The sequence below is a fragment of the Sorangium sp. So ce1153 genome, from assembly GCF_051521595.1.
Lineage (GTDB): Bacteria > Myxococcota_A > Polyangia > Polyangiales > Polyangiaceae > Sorangium.
The window spans coordinates 5,143,174-5,160,908 of the sequence record NZ_CP150361.1 but is presented as its reverse complement, the minus strand read 5'-3'; the positions used below and the strand labels follow the sequence as shown (position 1 = coordinate 5,160,908).

Annotated in this window: 12 protein-coding genes; 2 read left to right on the top strand and 10 right to left on the bottom strand. The window is 75.1% G+C overall.

The window, feature by feature from the left end; genetic code table 11:
• Window positions 1-76 precede the first annotated feature (76 nt).
• Window positions 77-409: a hypothetical protein gene (locus WME85_RS18385; protein WP_437839901.1), complete on the bottom strand. Its 333-nt coding sequence runs from the start codon at window positions 407-409 to the stop codon at window positions 77-79.
• Between the two features lie 394 nt (window positions 410-803).
• Here WME85_RS18385 and WME85_RS18380 point away from each other — a divergent pair, with 394 nt between their 5' ends.
• Window positions 804-2,135: a cytochrome P450 gene (locus WME85_RS18380; RefSeq protein WP_437839899.1), complete on the top strand. Its 1,332-nt coding sequence runs from the start codon at window positions 804-806 to the stop codon at window positions 2,133-2,135.
• Window positions 2,136-2,181: 46 nt separating this feature from the next.
• Here WME85_RS18380 and WME85_RS18375 read toward each other — a convergent pair whose 3' ends face one another.
• The 9 genes from WME85_RS18375 to WME85_RS18335 all read right to left on the bottom strand — a co-directional run bounded on the left by WME85_RS18375 (window position 2,182) and on the right by WME85_RS18335 (window position 14,884).
• The gene (locus WME85_RS18375) at window positions 2,182-4,290 is read right to left on the bottom strand and encodes an ATP-binding cassette domain-containing protein (RefSeq protein WP_437839898.1); all 2,109 of its coding nucleotides are present in this window, start codon (window positions 4,288-4,290) and stop codon (window positions 2,182-2,184) included.
• Entirely contained in the window at window positions 4,271-6,988 is a 2,718-nt protein-coding gene (locus WME85_RS18370) for an ATP-binding cassette domain-containing protein (RefSeq protein WP_437839896.1), read from the bottom strand. Before WME85_RS18370 ends, WME85_RS18375 begins: the two co-directional genes overlap by 20 nt.
• Before the next feature lie 7 nt (window positions 6,989-6,995).
• The gene (locus tag WME85_RS18365) at window positions 6,996-9,017 is read right to left on the bottom strand and encodes a YcaO-like family protein (protein WP_437839895.1); all 2,022 of its coding nucleotides are present in this window, start codon (window positions 9,015-9,017) and stop codon (window positions 6,996-6,998) included.
• A complete protein-coding gene (locus WME85_RS18360) occupies window positions 9,014-10,204 on the bottom strand; it encodes an HlyD family efflux transporter periplasmic adaptor subunit (RefSeq protein ID WP_437839893.1) in 1,191 nt (396 codons plus the stop codon). Before WME85_RS18360 ends, WME85_RS18365 begins: the two co-directional genes overlap by 4 nt.
• A gap of 2 nt (window positions 10,205-10,206) precedes the next feature.
• Window positions 10,207-10,989 carry a TfuA-like protein gene (locus tag WME85_RS18355; RefSeq protein WP_437839892.1) on the bottom strand — a complete coding sequence of 261 codons (783 nt, stop codon included), beginning with the start codon at window positions 10,987-10,989 and terminating at the stop codon, window positions 10,207-10,209.
• Entirely contained in the window at window positions 10,986-12,191 is a 1,206-nt protein-coding gene (locus WME85_RS18350) for a YcaO-like family protein (protein WP_437839891.1), read from the bottom strand. The genes WME85_RS18355 and WME85_RS18350 overlap by 4 nt, the downstream gene beginning before the upstream one ends.
• 19 nt (window positions 12,192-12,210) lie before the next feature.
• A complete protein-coding gene (locus WME85_RS18345) occupies window positions 12,211-13,437 on the bottom strand; it encodes a JmjC domain-containing protein (protein ID WP_437839890.1) in 1,227 nt (408 codons plus the stop codon).
• A 10-nt stretch (window positions 13,438-13,447) separates the two neighbouring features.
• Window positions 13,448-14,647 (bottom strand): JmjC domain-containing protein, encoded by a 1,200-nt coding sequence (locus tag WME85_RS18340; RefSeq protein WP_437839889.1) that lies wholly within the window; start codon window positions 14,645-14,647, stop codon window positions 13,448-13,450.
• A gap of 81 nt (window positions 14,648-14,728) precedes the next feature.
• Window positions 14,729-14,884 (bottom strand): hypothetical protein, encoded by a 156-nt coding sequence (locus WME85_RS18335; protein WP_437839888.1) that lies wholly within the window; start codon window positions 14,882-14,884, stop codon window positions 14,729-14,731.
• Between the two features lie 571 nt (window positions 14,885-15,455).
• On the opposite strand from WME85_RS18335, the gene WME85_RS18330 reads away from it, so the two are divergent.
• Window positions 15,456-17,573: an alpha-amylase family glycosyl hydrolase gene (locus WME85_RS18330; protein WP_437839886.1), complete on the top strand. Its 2,118-nt coding sequence runs from the start codon at window positions 15,456-15,458 to the stop codon at window positions 17,571-17,573.
• Window positions 17,574-17,735 lie beyond the last annotated feature (162 nt).

Sequence of the window (17,735 nt, the reverse complement as noted above, 5' to 3'; positions counted from 1 at the left end):
GCCGGCGGGCAGGAGGGGTGCGGCTGAATCAAGCCGCGTCGCGAAGCGGCGTCGGCTTGAATGAATCGTCAGGCCCCTAGCGGTATGAGTGAAATTGCACCTGCGACCCGTAGACGATCTCGCCTTTTTTGATTCGATGCTCCAGCTCGTCAAGCTGGCGCATGACGGCCCTGTAGTGTCGCACCCAATGAACGACATGAAATAGGCCAAGAACAACAGATACGCCACCGGCTATGCATGCAATGACGACGCGCACGGGCCCATACAGGGCATAAGCAAACACCGCCATCAAGGCAGCGATAGCAAGCCAGGACAAGGCGACTGTCACAAGAACGCGCCGAGCGGTGCGGGCCGCAATGCTTCGCACCCGGTCCAAGTTATCAAGCTTGATGATGTCGCTGTCTTCCATGGCGGCCTCACTTTCAGTCTATGGCGCAACCGAAGCCGCCGGACCAGGTCTGGTCAGCATACTCCACCTCGCGGTCGTCTTCACGCGGCGGTTATCGACCAGTTCTCCTGGCCGAGTTTCTGACGCACGACACCAGCGCTGCCCCCGGCACGTGACGGCTCGCTCCGCGCGCGGTAGCCGTGAGCCGCCGACACGAGCATCACGACCGACCGCCCCGGCCGCTGGGCCCGCCTCGGCCGCGGGCCCCCGCGCGCCGGCCTCGCGCCCGCCTGGCGCGATCCGTCGCAACGTTGGCGCCCGGCGCCGCTGCCGCGCCGCCGCGCCGGACCCATCGTTCGGTCGATCCCGTCGAGGCGCCGCGCCCGCCGCGATCGAGCTCCTCCCGAGGTATGCCATGAGCCACCTACCCCGAGGCCCGCAGGGCCGAATCCTGACGACCTACCAGTTCCTCACGCGCCCGCTCGAGTTCCTGTCTCGCTGCGCCGCCACCTACGGCGACGTCTTCAACATGCCGATGTACAACGGCGACGTCGTGATCGCCGGCAGCCCCGCGTCGGTGCAGGACGTGATGACCGCGCCGCCGGAGACGTTCGTCCCCTACGCGGTCAAGTCGATCGCCCCCCTCCTCGGGGAGCACTCGCTCCTCATGCTCTCCGGCGAGCGCCACCGGCGCGAGCGCAAGCTGCTGACGCCGCCGTTCCACGGCGATCGCATGCGCGCCTATGCGGCGGCCATGGCGGACGTCGCCGCCCGCCGCTTCGCCGAGGCGGCGCGCGCGCCCCGCGCCGTCGCCCAGGAGATCACGCAGGCCGTCTCGCTCGACGTCATCATCCGCGCCGTCTTCGGGGTGGAGGAGCCGCACCGCACGCGCGCCTTCGCCCGCGCGGTCGTCGCCATGGGCGACGCGGTGACCCCGGCGCTCGCCTTCCTGCCGATCCTCCAGCGCGAGCTCGGCGGCTTCGGCCCCTACGCGCGCTTCCGCCGGCGCGTCGGCGACCTGGAGGCGCTCCTCCGCGGGCAGATCGAGCGGGCGCGCGCGGCGCCGGGGGACGACATCCTGAGCCTCCTCGTCTCGGCCCGCTACGAAGACGGGTCGGCCATGACCGAGCGGGCCATCTTCGACGAGCTCCGGACGCTGCTGTTCGCCGGGCACGAGACGACGGCGCTCGCCCTCGCGTGGGCCCTGGATCACGCGCACCGCGACCCCGCGGTCCTCGCCCGGCTGCGCGACGAGATCGACGCCCTCGGCCCGGAGCCCGACCCGGAGCGCCTCGCCGCGCTGCCCTACCTGGAGGCGGTGTGCAAGGAGGCGCTGCGCCTCTACCCGATCGCCACCGAGGTCCCGCGCCTCGTGGCGCAGCCGTTCCGCCTCGGCGAGCACGAGCTGCAGCCAGGGACGGGGGTGGCGCCGTGCATCCTGCTCGTACACCACCGCCCCGACCTCTACCCGGAACCGCTCCGGTTCAGGCCCGAGCGCTTCCTGGAGCGCAAGTTCTCCCCGTTCGAGTACCTGCCGTTCGGCGGCGGCAACCGCCGCTGCATCGGCGCCGCCTTCGCGCTGTTCGAGATGAAGATCGTGCTCGGCGTGGCGCTCTCCGCGTGGCAGTTCCAGCTGCTCGACCAGCGGCCGCCGCGCCCCGTGCGGCGCAACGTCACGCTGGGCCCCTCGGGCGGCGTCCCGGTCGCCCTGCGCGCCCGCGCCCGCAGCGCCCTCCGCGCCGCATAGCGCGGCGTCCGCCCAGGCGCGTCACGGGCTCCCCGACGCGGAGAGATCACGGGTGCGCCACCGTCACCATGGTCCGCGCCCTGCGCTGCACGCATCGCATCACGACGTCGACCGTCTCCGGATCCAGCGCGGCGAAGCTCTCGTCGAAGATCGCGATGCTCGAGCCGCGGAGGAGCGTGCGCGCGATGAAGACGCGGCTCCGCTCGCCGTGGGACAGCCGCCAGCCGGACTCGCCCACCATCTCCTGGAGGCCGAGCGGCATCGCGCGGAGCAGCGGGCCGAGGTTGAGCTCGTGGCACACGTCCTCGGCGAGCTCGAGATCGCGCGGCGTCGGCGGCCAGCGGCGCGACATGAGCAGGTTGAACGCGAGCGTGTCGGAGAACAGGAAGTTCTCGTGGAACTGCGGGCAGTAGCCGATCGAGCGCCGCCACTCGGAGAGCGGCAAGCTGCGGCGATCGACGCCGCCGTAGAGGAGGACGCCGCGCCCGGGCACCCGGAGGCCGGCCATGACGCTCGCCAGCGTCGACTTGCCCCCGCCCGACGGCCCCTCGAGCAGCACCCAGTCGCCCGGCGCGACCCGCAGGCTCACGCCCGACAGCGCGCTCGCCGCCCGGCCCTCGTAGCGGAAGCCCACGTCGACGATCTCGAGCGCGGCGCCGCCGCCGTCGGCGCCGTCGGCCGCGAGCAGGCGCTGATCGGCGGCGGCGCCGTCGAGGCGGATCAGCGGCCGCAGCTTTTCCCAGGCCACGAGCGCCGTGCCGATGCTCCGCAGCGAGTCGAGGACCTCGCTCAACGCGGAGAACCCGACGAGCAGGCCAGCGACGCACGCGAGGTCGTCCGCCGGCGAGCGCGGACCGGCCCCCGCGGACGTGAGGACGAGCAGCGCGATGCCGCCCAGCATGAAGACGCACGCGATGGTGGAGCTCGCGATCGAGAGCGCGTCCACGCGCCGGAGCTCGCCGCCGTAGACCTCGAGCCCCGCCGCCTCCCGGTCGTGCCAGCGCTCGGGGCGCTGCTGCACGAGGCGGGTGCGGTGCCCCACCATGGCGGAGACGAGCTCGCTCGTGACGTCGAGCCGCGCGTCGGTCCAGCCGCGGATGCGCCGGGTGTACTCGCGCCCCACGAGCACCACGACCGCCATCGAGAGCAGGAGCCACCCGACGAGCCACGGGTGCGGCGCGAGCAGGACTACCGCGGCGAGGAGCTCGAGCGCGCCGACCACCGCGCGCAGGCCGCCCGCGAGCGCGGCGCCCTCGAGGCGGTCGACGTCGATCGCGCGCGCGAGGAACGTGCCCGAGCCCTGCCGGCGCGCGCCGTCGATGTCGAGCGAGAGCGCGCCGTCGAGCACCGCCCGCCGGAGCCACAGCCCCGCGCGGATCGCGATCGAGTAACGCAGCGAGCCCGACGCGACGTCGAGCACCGTCTCGGTCGCGAACGCGAGCGCCCAGGCAGCGAGCAGGCCCGCCGACATGGCGTCGCGATCGACCGCGGACGCGAGGAGCGACCATTTCGCGATCGCGAGGCCGATCACGACCGCGCGCAGCGCGAGGAAGCCGATGGCGGGCGACAGCAGCCGGGCGCGGGAGAGCTGCGCCCGGAGCCCGCCGCCGCGGGCGTCCCGCAGCAGCCAGCCGTGACCGACCCGCATGTCCGACGTGGCCTCGGACCGGAGCAGCCGCTCGACCGCCCGGCCCCGCGCGGGCTCGGCGCCGCAGCCGAGCTCCTCGAGCATCCCCTCCACCGCCGCGACCCACGGCGACAGCGGCGCGGCCAGCGCGCGCCGGACCACCTCGTCCGGCACCTCGCGCCGCTCGCCCCGCGCGTCGATCGCGACGAGCGCCCCCTCGCCCCGGCGCGCCACGACGAGGAACCGCTCGCACGCGGGGTGGCCAAGCGGCAGCACACACGGGGCTCCGCGCGCCATCAAGGCGTCGAGCTCGGCGTACTCCACGTCGACCTCGATCACCTCGCGCCCCATGACCGACGCGGCGCGGCTCAGCCACACGTCGAACGCGTCCGCGTCCCCCGGGGCGCCGCCGAGCAGCTCCAGCGCCGGCGCGCTCGCCGCCGCGCCGAGGTGGAGCGACAGGTGCGCGAGCGCGGCGTGGAGCTCCGCGCGCGGGACCGCGGCCCGATCAAGCGCCGAGCTGCTCATCGACCAGCGCCCCGCCTTTCTCGTCGACCAGCGCGCCCCCGTCGAGGCGCGCCCGCCGCCAGCGCGCCGCGCCCCAGACAGCGCGCGTCGCGAGCTCCTCGGCGGCGAGGAGCTGCGCGAACCGGGAGCCGCTCCGGGCGGCCAGCGCGCGCGGATCGCCGTCCTCGACGAGGCGCCCCTCGTGCACCACGAGCACGCGCGAGAACGAGAGCGTCTCGTCGATGTCGTGCGTGACGCAGAGGAGCGTGGCGCGGCGCCAGCGCTCGCGCGCCCGGCGGAGCAGCCGGGTGCGCTGCGCGCGGTCGAGGCCGCGGAACGGCTCGTCGAGCAGCACGAGCGAGGGCTCGCCCCGCCCGAGCGCGCGCGCGAGCCGGATGCGCTGCCCCTGCCCTCCCGAGACGCTGCCGCCCGACTCGCCCGCGACCGTCTCCATCCCGTCGGGGAGGTGCCGCAGGAGGTCGACGAGGTCCGCCGCGCTGATGGCCGCGGAGAGATCGCGCTGCTCCTCGGGCGTGAGGCCGTACGTGACGTTGGCCATCACCGTGTCGTTCCAGAGGTGGACCGTGGGATCGACCCACGCCGTCCGCTGCCGCAGGAGCGCGAAGCGCCGGGCATCCATGGGCGCGCCGTCGATCGCGATCTCGCCCCGCGCCGGCGGCTGGAGGCCGAGCAGGAGCGCGAGGAGCGTCGACTTCCCCGCCCCCGACGACCCGACCACGGCGACGTGCTCGCCCGGGGCGACGTCGAGCGCGCCCACGTGGAGCATCGTGTTGCCGCGCTCGGCCGCGTCGACGTCGCGCAGCGACACGGCGACCGGCCGCCGGAAGGTGTCCGCCTCCGCCGCGGGCGGCGCCGCCGGCTCGGCCTCCCGCGCGCGCAGCGGCTCGAGGACGCGCAGGATCGAGGTCTTCACGGCCGGCAGGTCGAGCCAGGTCTGCGTGAGGTAACGGACCGCGCCCGTCAGCCGCATCAGCCAAAAGGCGACGACGGCGGCGTGGAGCGCGCTGCCGGTCGAGGCCCACGCGCCGCGCACGACCGCCGCCGTGCCCGCGAGGCCGAGGAGCGACTGGGCGGCGTAGAGGCCGAGGCTGGAGGTCCGGTGGCCGGCCATCGCCTGCGCCCACGCCACGAGCACCGACTCGTGCTGCGACGCGAGCGCGCGCTCGGCGCCGTGCGTGCGCAGGGGCATGCGGCCGAGGAGCGCGTCGAGGAAGGTGCGCCCCATGGCCGCCGCCTGCGTCCGCACGCGCCCCTCGCGCTCGGCGAGCCGGCCGCTCGCGAGCAGGGAGAGCGCCGCGGCGGACGCGGCCATGGCGGCGGCGACGAGCCCGTAGGAGGCGTCGAGGCGCGCCAGCATGGCGAGGACGAGCAGCGCCTCGGCGACGCGGAGTACCACCTCGAAGGCGAGCGCGGGCAGCTCCCGGATGAGGTGGATCTGGTGGGCGCGCTCGGCCATGTCGGAGGCCAGCCGGGTCTTGAAGTACCGGTCGCCGAGCCGCGGGATCTTCATCGCGAGCGCGACGCGGAAGCGCATCTCTAGCACGCGACCGAGGCGGCGCAGCGCGACCACGGCCGCCGTCTCGACGCCGAGGAGGCCGAGGATGAGCACCCCCGCGGACGCGAGCGCCGACAGCCGCTGCCGCGGAACGCTGAGCGCGGAGAGCACGGTGACCGACGAGCTGATGACGAACGCCTCCACGAAGACGATGGCGCCGAGCAGCAGCGCGAGCGCCGCGAGCGCCGGGACCACCCGGCGCGCGTGCTCGCCCAGGAGGTCCCGGAGGACGCGCGCGATGCCCTTGCCCGTCCCGGACGAGGACGATGACACGAGCGCGAGCCAGCCCTCCGGCGCCGCCGCGGCATCGCCCCCGCCGCCCTCGTCGCGCGGCGCTGTCACGGCGGGCCCGGTCATGCGCAGGATGACCGCGCCGCGCAGCGCGACCGTCCCTTCCGCCTCGTCCACGCGGGCGTAGCGGAAGGCCCGCGGGATCGCGGCCGCGGCCTCCTCGCTCGCGGCGAGGCGCCGGACGAGCGCGCACACCCGGGCGGGCGGCGGGCCCCCGGCGGCCTCGGCGAGGGCGCGCGCGAAGCGGGTCGCGGCGTCGAGGCGCGCCACCGCCGCCGCCGAGGGGTCGGCCAGCGCCTCGGCCAGCAGCGCCTCGCCGCCCGGGCCGAGGCGGAGCGCGCGGAGCCGCTCGCGGAGCGGCAGCAGCACGAGGTCGGTGCGCGCGAGCGCGCGCCACGACGCGAGGTCGATGGTGTGCTCGTGCGTGCTGCAGACCGACCGGAGCTCGGCCGCGCGGAGCCACGCGCGGCCGTCGGCCGGGTCCATGACCTGGGCGAGCCGCGCGGTGCGGCCCCAGAACACCGCGAAGTGCTGGTTGCCGTTCGCCAGGCGGCGCACGAACAGGCACGGGCAGAACAGCCGCCAGTGCTCGACCAGGGTGTCGGCGGGGAGCACCAGCTGGCCCATCGGGCAGCCCAGATCCGAGGCGACCTGCTCCAGGTCGTCGATCGAGGTGCCGTCGACGTCCGTGCGGCAGAGGTCGCGCAGGAACGTCGTGTCCGCCGGGATGCCCACGCCCTGGAGCAGGCAGCTCAGCGCGGCGGGGCCGCAGTCCATGGCCGACGTCTGCAGCACGTCCGGGGCGAGCCAGGCGCGGTGCGGGCGGCGTCGGTCGCGCGCGGGTGAGCTCACGGCAGCCTCATACGGGCACCGGGTGGCGGAACGCGGCGCCGAGGAGCCGCCGTCCGCCGGCGCTGTCGGACGCGCTGCCGTGGCACGTGGCGCCGGGGATGAGGACGCGCACCGCGCTGAAGCCCACGACCGGGCAGGGGAAATCCTTGACGAGCAGCGCGCCCACGCGCGCACGGAGCCGCGCGTAGAGCGCGTCGTCGTCCGGGAGATCGTCGAGGCGGCCCGCGGGCCCGAGCCGGTCCAGGTAGGCGCGGATCTCGCCGATGACCTCCGGCGCCGACCAGGCCTCGTAGCCCGCGTCCGCGGGGCTCGACGGGCCCTCCTGGGCGAGGAGCGCGAACTGCTCGCGCAGCTGCACGGCCTCCAGGAGCGCCTTCACCGCCGCCGTCGCCCAGCTGTGGGCCGAGCCCGCGCCGCGGCTCATGGCGGCCCCCGCCGCGTCGAGCAGGAACGCGTGGACGATCGGCAGCTCACGCTCGTCCGGGTACCGCACGAGCCACCACGTCATGCCGAGGCCGCGCAGCGCGCCGGCGAGGTCGCGGAGATCGCCGGACCTGGGGGCCCCGGGGAGGTCGTCGAGCGCGATCCGCTCCCCCGGGTGCAGGTGGAGGAAGTTCGGGTAGAAGTTGTCGCGCTCGAGCGTCTCCAGCGCGCCGCGCAGCACCGCGCCGCGCCGGCTCGTGTACGCGGCGAGCCCGCAGCTCGTCGATCCGGTGGTCGCCGCAAACGGCGGGGCCGGGGTGTACGGCTCGTGCACGAGGGCGGCCGGGGCCCAGACGTCGCGGCCGGAGATCTCGTCGCGCACCTGCGTCATCGCGTCGGCGGGCTCGCCGCGGGCGCAGTACGCGTCGTACGCGGGCCCGAACGGGTGGAAGTAGCGCAGCGGGTACTGCTCCGCGCCCGCGGGCGCCTCGCCCACGGCCTCGCTCCGCACGCCCAGGAACGCGCCGAAGCGCTCGATGGCCTCGCCGACGGCCGTGGTGCGCGCCTCCTCCGGGGACGTGCCCTTGCCGAAGTTGCCCTCGAGGTAGGCGTCGGCGCCCGCCGGCGAGCGGCACGACGCGACCCACACCGGGCCGACGTCGACCGACCGCTCGAGCCGGAGATCCGCGAGCATGCCCTTCGACCACGTCTGCGCGGACAGGAGCGCCTCGCGCGCCTCCGGGGCGGACTCGAGGGCGGTCCAGAGCCGCACCTCCCGCATGCCGTCCACGAGCACGCAGGTGCCAGCGGGGGCGCGGAGCACACGCGCCGCCGCGGCGGCCGCGGCCGCCGCGTCGCGGCGGATCGCGGGCACCAGGGAGAGCGGCCAGCCCTCCGCGAAGCCCATGCGCTGGAGCTCCACCGCGAACGCCCAGCCGTGCGTCGCCTCGAGGTAGGCGTCGAGGTCGCGCGGCGAGCGCAGCAGCGGGCCGACGTGCAGCCCCTCGCTGCACTCGCCGGCCCAGAGGATCGCGACCCCGGCAGAGAGCAGCGCCCGCGCGGCGTCGGGGCGCCGCGGCTCGACGGCCTGGAGCACCAGCGCGAGCGCGCCGGGCGCGCGCGGCGGCTCGTCGACGACCTCCCACGCGCGCTCGGGCGCGAGCGCGTCGAGCTCCCGGGCGAGGGCGTGCGCCTCGCCGGCGAACTCGCGCGCGACGAGGGCGCCGGTCGCCGTGCCCGGCGCGATCGGTGCGATCGGTGCGATCGGTGCGATCGGTGCGATCGGTGCGATCGGTGCGATCGGTGCGATCGGTGCGATCGGTGCGATCGGTGCGATCGGTGCGATCGGTGCGATCGGTGCGATCGGTGCGAATGGCGCGGTCGGCGCGGTCGGCGCGGTCGGCGCCGGGCGATCGTCGCGCGCGCCCTCGCGCGGGGGCTCGTCGGCGAACCCCATGGCGCGGAGCTCGTCCCACGCCCCGGGGGCGATCGTGTCGAGCCGCATCGAGGAGAGCTGGACGACGCTCAGCCGCGGCCCGAGCACGAGGGTGCCGTCCGCCGCGGCGCGCGCGACGGTCCACGGCGCGAGGCGCCTCGCTGTGCTCATCGCTCACCTCCGCGCTGCGGCTCGGCCGGGCCCGCGCCGGGCTTCGACAGGCCCGCGTACGCCTGGCCGGCGAGCCGCAGGGCGAGATCGACCGGCGAGGTCCGCGCGACCTCGACCTCGACCACGCCGGTCTGTCCGTGGACGAGCGCGAGCGCGCCCCGGTCGCCGTCGAGCTCGACGCGCAGCCGGCCTTCGCGGGCCACCTCGGCGACGCTCGTCACCTGGAGCGGGACCATGGCCCGGCCCGCCGCCGCGGCGCTGTCGAGGCGCATGACCGCCGGCTGGCCCGGGCGCACGACGCCCGCCGCGCCCTCGGCCGCGAACTCCGCCACGACGCGCAGCGGCCCCTCCGGGACCACCGTCCCGAGCCGCTGGGCCGCGGTCACGTAGTCGCCCGCGGGCGCGGGCACGACGTCCCCGAGCACGCCCGAGGCGGGGGCGCGCACCGTGTGCCGGTCCACGTCGTGCTCGAGCCGCGCGATGAGGGCGCGCGCGAGCTCGAGCCGGCCGTCGAGATCGACGATCTCCCGCTCGAGCTCCTGCACCCTCGCCTTGCCGCCCCGATCGGCCGCCTTGATCTCGGCCGCCGCCCGCTGGGCCGCCGCGGCCTCGCGCGCGACGCTCGCGGCACGCTCGACGTGGCTCATCTCGCGCTCGATGCGCTGGAGCGTGGGCAGGAGCGCGGCGTCGTTGAGCGACCGGACGCGGGAGAGCTCGTCGTCGCTGAGCGACAGCAGGCTCTTCGCCGCGTCCCGCTGCACGCTCGCCGTCCTCGCGTTCGCGGCGGCGACGGCGACGTTCGCGTTCGTCAGCTCCTCCTCGATGCGGAGCGCGAGGCGCGCCGAGCCGAGCGCGCTGGCCACGGCGTCCCGGCGCGCCTTCTCCTCGGCGAGCTGGAGGCGCGCGGACGTAGGGTCGAGCTCGAGGAGCACGTCGCCTTCGGCCACGCTCCGGCCGAGGACGAGGCCGCTCGTCACCACGCGCCCGGCCGCCTCTGCGACGAGGGGCCGCGGCACCACCGACGCCTCCACGCGGGCGGCGTCGCTCCCGCGGAACACGGCCACCTCGCCGCCGAAGAACCAGGCGGCCCACCCGGCCAGGAGCGCGCCGGCCAGCGCCGACGACAGGTGGCGCGCGCGGCCGCGCGGCTCGATCGACTCGAGGCAGCGGGCGAAGGCGGCGGGCACGGCTACGCTCCCCTCGCGGCGCGCTCCGCGCGCTCCAGGAGGGCTCGCCGGCGCAGCGGCACCTCCCGCTCCATCATGCGCTCGAAGAGCGTGGTCCTCTCGAACGCGAAGTCGACGGCCGGCGCCGGCAGCTCGGGGAGCGCCGCGGCGGCCCGCAGCAGCGCGCGCGCGTCGCGCGCCTTGAGATCGACGTCCTCGCCCGCGACAAAGGCCGCGAGCGCCCGGCGCGCGCCCTCGCCGAGGCCCGCCCGCGCGGCGCGCTCGAGGATCGCCGGCCAGATCCGGTCGGGGTAGAAGAGGCGGCGGGCGGCCTCGATCGTCGCCGCCGCGGCGAGCGGTCCGACGACCCCGCGCTCGACGGCGAGATCGAGCGCGAAGCGCACGTTCACGAGGGCCTGGGAGAGGGGGCGGTAGCCGAGCTCCGCGGGGGCGTGCGCCACCGCGACCTCGTCGTCGTCGTTCAGCGCGCCTGCGGCGAAGCGCTCGTAGATGCTGCCGACGCCGACCATGCCGAAGCGGCGCAGCTCCACGGCGCGCAGCGCGCCCATGCTGGCCGCGCCCCACACCGGGATACCGCGGCTCAGGGCGAAGAGGATCTCCTTGTGCCAGACGGCGGGGCGCGAGTCGAAGTACCCGTCGATGATCAGGACGCCCCGCGGCGGCTCGGGGAGCGTGGCCAGCGCGCAGACGTCGCCCATCTCGGCGGGCGGGAGGACCTGCGCGTCGAGCAGCGCGCGCGCGTCGTGGGCGCGCAGCGTCGGTCCGAGGAACACGTAGAGCGTCATGCCGCCCCCGTCGCGCGGAGGAGCCGCTCGCCCGGCGCGGCGACGTCCGCGCCGGCCTCGAGCCCGGGCACGACGACCCGCACGACGGGGATCCCGAGCTCCGACTTGCTGAGGTCGACGGCGACCGCCTGCGTGATCCCGGCGGCGCGGAGGGCCGCGAGCAGCACGTCGAGGTCCTGCTCGAAGGTCTCGTGGCGCCGCGCCGGCGCGGTGGGCCACGCGAGCCGCCCGGCGGGCGCGCGGCACGCAGCCCAGGTCGCCTCGAGGACCGCGAGGTCCCGGGCCTCGTCGTACCCCGCCCGAAACAGGTCGTCGCGGCTGCCGGCGATGAACGTGAGCCGCGTCTGCACGGCCTCGGTGATCGCCCGCGAGAGGGCGATCGCCGGATCGAGGTGCGCGCCTGCGCCCCCGTGGATGCCGGGCACGCGCAGGCCCTCGGACGGCGGATCCATGATGAGTGCGGTGAAGGTCGGCACGCCGACGCCCGAGGTGATGTCGAAGGCGAAGCAGCCGACCTCCGCGCGCTCGAGGGCGCCGAGCACCTCGCGCAGGTACGGCTCGCGCACCGTGGACAGGTCGATCTGCCGCACCTCGCCCGCGGCGCCCCAGAGCGCCTCGGCGTCCCGCTCGATCGCCTCGCAGAGCGCGTGGACGACGGCCTCGACGGGCTCGTTGCCCGAGGCGAGCCCGATGCTCGACTGCGCGTAGGGGCTCCTCTGCTCCGACGCGACGTAGAGCGACGTCACCACGTCGAACGGGACCCAGCAGGCGGCGTCGCGGAACAGGTCCACGCCGGAGACCCAGAGCTGCGGCGCGTCGAGGCGGAGCGCGGCCCCGGGGCGCCGCGGGAGCCTCGTCATGTCGGCCACCGCCGCGCGCCGCCGCAGCGACTCGTACGTGTCCCAGCGGAGGGGCAGATCGATCCACTCGGCGTGCCAGCTCTCGATCGCCTCCATCATGGCGGACGCGCGCGCCGTCGCGTGATCGATGCCCTTGCCCTGCGCGGTGGAGATCGAGCGCGCGGCCGGCCGGATGGCGGTGTAGACGGGGATGCCGATGTGATCGAGCCCGGTGATGTTCGCGATCCGGGTGATGCCCATCCGCTCGAGGTGCGGGGCGTGCCGCGCCAGCGTCTGCTCGGGCGGCAGCGCCCGGTGGGTGCCTGCAAAGAACTGCTTCGGGGTGTGTCGCGTGTGGTCCATGGCTCTCCTCGCGCTCTCGCTAGGCCTGCGGCTCCCGCGGGGCAGCCTCGGCCCGGGGCGCGCGCGCGGGCGCGAGCACGCCGACGTCGAGGAGGGTCGAGAGCAGCGTGCCCACGTCGACCCGCTGGAGCCCCGCCGCGTGCCGGAGCACCTCGCGCTCGCTCACGGCGCCGCGCTGGGCGAGCAGCCACCCGCAGAGCGGCTCGAAATCGGGGGAGAGGTCGAGCTCGACCTCTCCGTGCGGCGCGGTCGCGACGCGGACGCGGTAGACGGCGTGCTCGCCCGTCCCGGCGCGCGCGCCCTCGGCCCGCGCGCCGGTCCTCTCGAAGCGGCGCCCCGCGCGGGGCACGAGGCTCGGGTTGATCGACGCGACGGCCCGCTCGGGGCTCGCGCGCAGCGCGTCGACGATGCGCGCGAGGTCGTCGATCATCGCGGCGAGCTCGCGCGCCGGCGCGGCCGGGTCGTCGCCGCCGAGGCCCGGCGCGAGGCGTCGCCAGCGCGCGTGCCGGTTCAGCTCGCGCGCCACGTGGGCGCGGACCACGTCGCACCACGTGGGCATGACGAAGTCGAACGTGATGGCGAACGAGTGCGCGTGGGACTCCGTCTGGTGCAGGAAGCCGCGGGGCACGAACAGCACCGACCCGGGCGCCGCCGTGATCTCCCGCGCGTCCTCCGGCATGCCCTGCGGCAGCGGGCCGTCGTAGTACGCCGCGAGCTGCACGCGGTGCGAGCCGCAGGCGTAGTTGTGCAGCGGCTCCGGCACGGCGGGCGAGCGGGCGAGGCGCCACGTCTTCTCGCCGCGTAGCTGCACGGTGAAGGCGGGGTCGTTGTCCCAGTGCGGCACCGCCCCGGCGCCCACGGTCGACGCGAACAGCTGACACGTGGCCGTCCCGGCGGGCAGGGCGAGCTCCTCCTCCAGCGACCGGAGCAGCGGGTCGAGCGCCGGGACCCAGCGCTCGACGCTGTTGAACTGGAGGAGCGCGCCCGCCTCGTACCCCGCCAGGCTCTCCGGCGCGCGGACCAGCTCCCCGGTGGAGCTCTGCCCGGACGGGTCGTTCCGGAAGTAGACGGTCACCGGATCGTGGAAGACCCGGGCGAGCGCGTGCACGCTCGCGAGCTCGGGCATCTCGAGCAGCGGCGCGAAGCGCGAGAGATCGCCGTGCGTCACGTGCGCCTCTCCGGGGAAGGTCGCGAAGAAGTCCGGGCGGGACAGCGGCGCGATAAGCGCGTCGAGCAGCGAGGCCACGCGATCCTCCTCAGGCGACCAGGGCTGGCGCGCCGGCCGCGTTCGACTCCAGCGCTCCGCTCTCGAGGAACGCCTCCACGATGGCCTGCACGTCGAGCCGCTGCAGGCCCGCGGCGTTCGCGAGCAGGTCGCGGTCCTCGAACGGCGCGCGCTGCGCGGCGATCCACCGGCAGAGCGGGACGAGCTCGGGCGGGACCTCGATCTCGGCGCGGCCTCGCCGCGGGTCGGTCACCGCGACGTGCCAGCCCGGATCCGCCCCGGAGGCGCGCGACCGCACGTCCACGGCGGCCTCGCCCCGCCGGTAACGCCGCCGAGGGCCGGGCAGGAGCGGCGGATCGAGCACCTCGAGGATCGCCGCCGGATCGCGCGCGAGCCGGTCGAGCACGCGGCGGGCCTCGGCGAGCAGGCTGTCCAGGTCCTCGGCGCGCGCGCGCTGGCCGAGGAGCGGTCGCCGGAAGCGGGGGCTCCGGTGGAGCTCCGCGGAGAGGAGCTGCGCGAGCCCCTGCGCGTACGACGAGAACTGCAGATCGAAGGTGACGGCGAGCGAGTCGGCGTGCGACCGCGTCGCGTGCAGGGTGCCGCGCGGGAGGAAGAGCACCGATCCCGGCCGCATCTCGATCTCCTGCGCGTCCGCGGGCATCCCCTCGGGCAGCGGCCCGTCGTGGTAAGCCCCGATGAGGCTCGCGGGGGTCCCGCAGACGAAGTTGTGCAGCGGCTGCTCGACCTGGGTCTGGGGCGCCACCCACCAGCGCTTGCTCCCCCGGAGCTGCACGCTGAAGGCGGGGTCGGTGTCGAAGTGCGGCAGCACGCGCCCGCCCACGGTGGACGCGAACAGGCTGCATGTCGCGGCGCCGCTCGGGATCCCGAGCTCCCGCTCGAGGGTGCGGAGGACGGGCTCGAGCGCGTAGACCCAGCGCTCGACCTTGTTGAACTGCAGCAGCGCGCCGCGCTCGTAGTAGTCAATCGTGTCGGGCGCCCGGAGCAGCTTGCCGTAGGTGCGCTGCTCGAGCGCCTCGTCGTCCGGATACCACACGCTCACGGGGTCGTTGAACGCGCGGACGAGCGCGCGCACGTCGCCGAGCTCGGGGATGTCCGCGAGCTCGCCAAGCCGGTCCAGGGGCCCGTGATGCACGAAGAATTGGTCAGGGAAGCTCTTCAGGAAGCTGTCGCTCTGCAGGGGTGGCACGAGCGCCGCGAGCACCGAGTCCATACCGTCTCCTTGCGCAGTCCTATCTCGACGAACGACGGAGAAAAACGGCGCCACGAGGTGCCCCCCGTGGCGCCGCTCAGCTCAGGTGACCGTGGCGTACCTGTTCTTGCCCTGGCCCGCGCGAATCGCGGTCTTGATCACGATCTTGCGGACCTCGGCGGCCTCCTGCTTCGGCTCGCTCTGGACGGCGGGCTCGCTCGGCTGCTGCGCGACACAATCGTTTTTGATGTCCGACATGGGATATCTCCTTGAATGGATATTGCTGACTCGCCACGTCCAAGCGGATGCGGCATCTCCATTTATGGTGACACCCGGTCGACCCGCCATCCATTTCCGCGATCCCTGATGCCTTGATCAACCGGTCGAGGTGGTCGTTCGCCCGCGATCCCTGATGCCGTGATCAACCGGTCGAGGCGGTCGTTCGCCCGCGATCCCTGATGCCTTGGTCAACCGGTCGAGGCGGTCGTTCGCCCGCGCCATCCGCGCAAGTTGCGCCGACAGCTATCGAGTCGAACTGCGGCGCTCCGCCCCGCGTCTTCCGGGCCCGGCAGCATCCCGGGCTCGCGACGCTTGGCGAGCGGGCGCGGTTGACGGCGATGGTCCTCGTGGAGTGCAGTCCTCGCTGACGAGGGCACGGAGCAGCACAGGGCGGCGTTCGACACGACAGAGTGGAGTCGATCTCCTTGCTCCGGCGATAGCCGGCGGATGGAGAGAAATCGCGACATAAAACCACCACGCCTCCTGCGCCGCGGCGATCCGGCGGGGCGGTTCCGGAATACAAGGGCTCCCCCGCTCCCCGGGCTGACCCATGCTGAGACACCTCGCCGATCGATCGACCTCCTTCTCTTCGTGCAACCCCCCATCTCCGCCGGTCGTCCTGCTCGACGCGAGGATGGGTATCCGGCCCCAGCACCCCCGCGGCACGACGCTGCGCCCGCGGCCGCTCGCCTGGCTCGCCTGGGCTGCCGCGCTGCTCTCGGCGGCGTCGTCCTGCGAATCGGTCTCGCCCTCTGCGCCCCCGCGCCCGGCCCCGGCGACGCAAGCCCGGCTGGAGCTGCACGCGGGCGACGCCGAGGTCTGGGCCTGGAGCGCGCGCGTCGAGGGCGCCCTCGCCGGGCCGGGCACGCTGGAGGACTGCGTCGTCGAGGTGGGCGGCGAGGCGATCCCCGCGGCGATCGAGCACCCGCAGCGGTTCTCCGCGGACGTCCCGCTGCGCGAGGGCGAGAACGAGATCGCCGCGCGCTGCCGGGAGGCGAGCTCGGGCGAGCTCGCGTCGCCGCCCGTCACCTACGACGTCAAGCTGCGCGACGCGCCCCGGGCCCGCGCCCGCGCGGCGCTGGCCGGCGACAGCCTCGTCCTCGACGCGGCGAGCAGCGAGCCGAGCGAGCTCTCCCGCGCCGAGCTCGTCGACTTCGCGTGGTTCCGGCGGCGCCACCGCGCGGCGCCGGAGTGGATCGGTCGCGGCCCTCGCCTCGAGCTGCCGGCGCCGGACGCGGTCGACCGGGCGCTGTACGAGCTCCGCGTGCGCGACGAGCGCGGCCGCAGCGACGCCGCGCGGATCGCGCCGCCGCCCGACGCGCGGGTCGCGCCGCCCCCCGACGCGCCCGCCGGAGCGGGCGCGCGGACCTGGATCGACGACGCCATCGTCTACGGGGTCGTGCCGCCCTTCTTCGGCGACCCGCCGCTCAGGAGCGTCCGCGCCGCCCTCCCTGCGCTCGAGGAGCTCGGCGTCACCGCGATCTGGCTATCCCCGCTCTTCGGCGCGCCGCCGGGCGACTTCGGGTACGCGGTCACCGACTACTTCGCCGTGCGGCCCGACTACGGGACCGAGCGAGACCTCCGCGAGCTCGTCGACGAGGCGCACCGGCGCGACATCCGGGTGCTGCTCGATCTCGTGCCGAACCACACCTCGGTCGAGCACCCCTATTTCCAGCAGGCCGAGCAGCGGAGCGGCCGGTCCCACACGTTCGCTTTCTACGATCGCGACCCCGGCGGCGAGCCCACCCATTACTTCGACTGGGAGCACCTGCCGAACCTGAACTACGACAACGCCGAGGTCGAGCGGTGGATGCTCGAGGTGTCGCTGCACTGGGTGCGGCGGTTCCAGATCGACGGCTATCGCGTCGACGCCGCGTGGGGCATCAAGGACCGGCGGAGCGCGCTCTGGTCCGCCTGGGCCGAGGAGCTCCGGCGGGTCAACCCGGAGCTCTTGCTGATCGCCGAGGCGTCCGCGCGCGACCCCTACTACCTGCAGCACGGGTTCGACGCGGCCTACGACTGGACCGAGGAGCTCGGACGCTGGGCGTGGGCGGACGTCTTCAGCCCGCCGCGCGGCATCGCGGCGCGGCTCGGGGCGGCGCTCTCCGCCACCGCGGCGCGCGCCCCGCGCCCCGAGCGCACGCTCCGGTTCATCAACAACAACGACACAGGCGCGCGCTTCATCGCCCGCCACGGGCCCGGGCTGACGCGCGTCGCGGCCGCGGCGCTGCTGACGCTGCCGGGCATCCCGTGCGTCTACTCGTTCGACGAGCTCGGCGCCGAGTACGAGCCTTACGGCGGGCTGGATCCGGTCCCGCGGCCCGCGCGCGGCCCCCTGGCACGGCACTACGAGCGGCTGATCCGGCTCCGGCGCTCCACCGCGGCGCTCCGGGCGCCAGGGCTGCTGACGGTGCACGCCGGGCAAGACGACGAGGTCTTCGCGTACATCCGGCACGGCGACGACGCCTCGCGCTTCGCCCTCGTGGTCCTGAACTTCAGCGATCGGCCGGCGGCGACGAGGCTCGCCATCCCGGAGCCGTTCGCCGCCCACGCGCGAGGCGGGCTGCGCGACGCCCTGAACGGCGCCGCCGCGCGCGTGGCCCCGCGGCGCGGCTCGCTCGCGCTGGACCTCTCGCCCTGGGACGTCCGGGTCCTCGTGCCGCGGTAAGGCGTCCCCGCGCGGCGGCCGGGCATGTGCCCCGCCGCAACCATCTGCTATAGCGGACAACCATCCAACGTTTGCACGGCGGCGAGGCGCCTTGCCCGGAGCGGACGCCCGATACCCCATTGTCGGACGGGCTCCGCTTCCACACAAGACGCTCAGCTCAAC

Bases quoted from the DNA above. Each gene is read 5' to 3' on its own strand.
- WME85_RS18385 (WP_437839901.1), bottom strand. From the start codon at position 409: ATGGAAGACAGCGACATCATCAAGCTTGATAACTTGGACCGGGTGCGA.
- WME85_RS18380 (WP_437839899.1), top strand. From the start codon at position 804: ATGAGCCACCTACCCCGAGGCCCGCAGGGCCGAATCCTGACGACCTAC.
- WME85_RS18375 (WP_437839898.1), bottom strand. From the start codon at position 4,290: ATGAGCAGCTCGGCGCTTGATCGGGCCGCGGTCCCGCGCGCGGAGCTC.
- WME85_RS18365 (WP_437839895.1), bottom strand. From the start codon at position 9,017: ATGAGCACAGCGAGGCGCCTCGCGCCGTGGACCGTCGCGCGCGCCGCG.
- WME85_RS18355 (WP_437839892.1), bottom strand. From the start codon at position 10,989: ATGACGCTCTACGTGTTCCTCGGACCGACGCTGCGCGCCCACGACGCG.
- WME85_RS18350 (WP_437839891.1), bottom strand. From the start codon at position 12,191: ATGGACCACACGCGACACACCCCGAAGCAGTTCTTTGCAGGCACCCAC.
- WME85_RS18340 (WP_437839889.1), bottom strand. From the start codon at position 14,647: ATGGACTCGGTGCTCGCGGCGCTCGTGCCACCCCTGCAGAGCGACAGC.
- WME85_RS18335 (WP_437839888.1), bottom strand. From the start codon at position 14,884: ATGTCGGACATCAAAAACGATTGTGTCGCGCAGCAGCCGAGCGAGCCC.
- WME85_RS18330 (WP_437839886.1), top strand. From the start codon at position 15,456: ATGCTGAGACACCTCGCCGATCGATCGACCTCCTTCTCTTCGTGCAAC.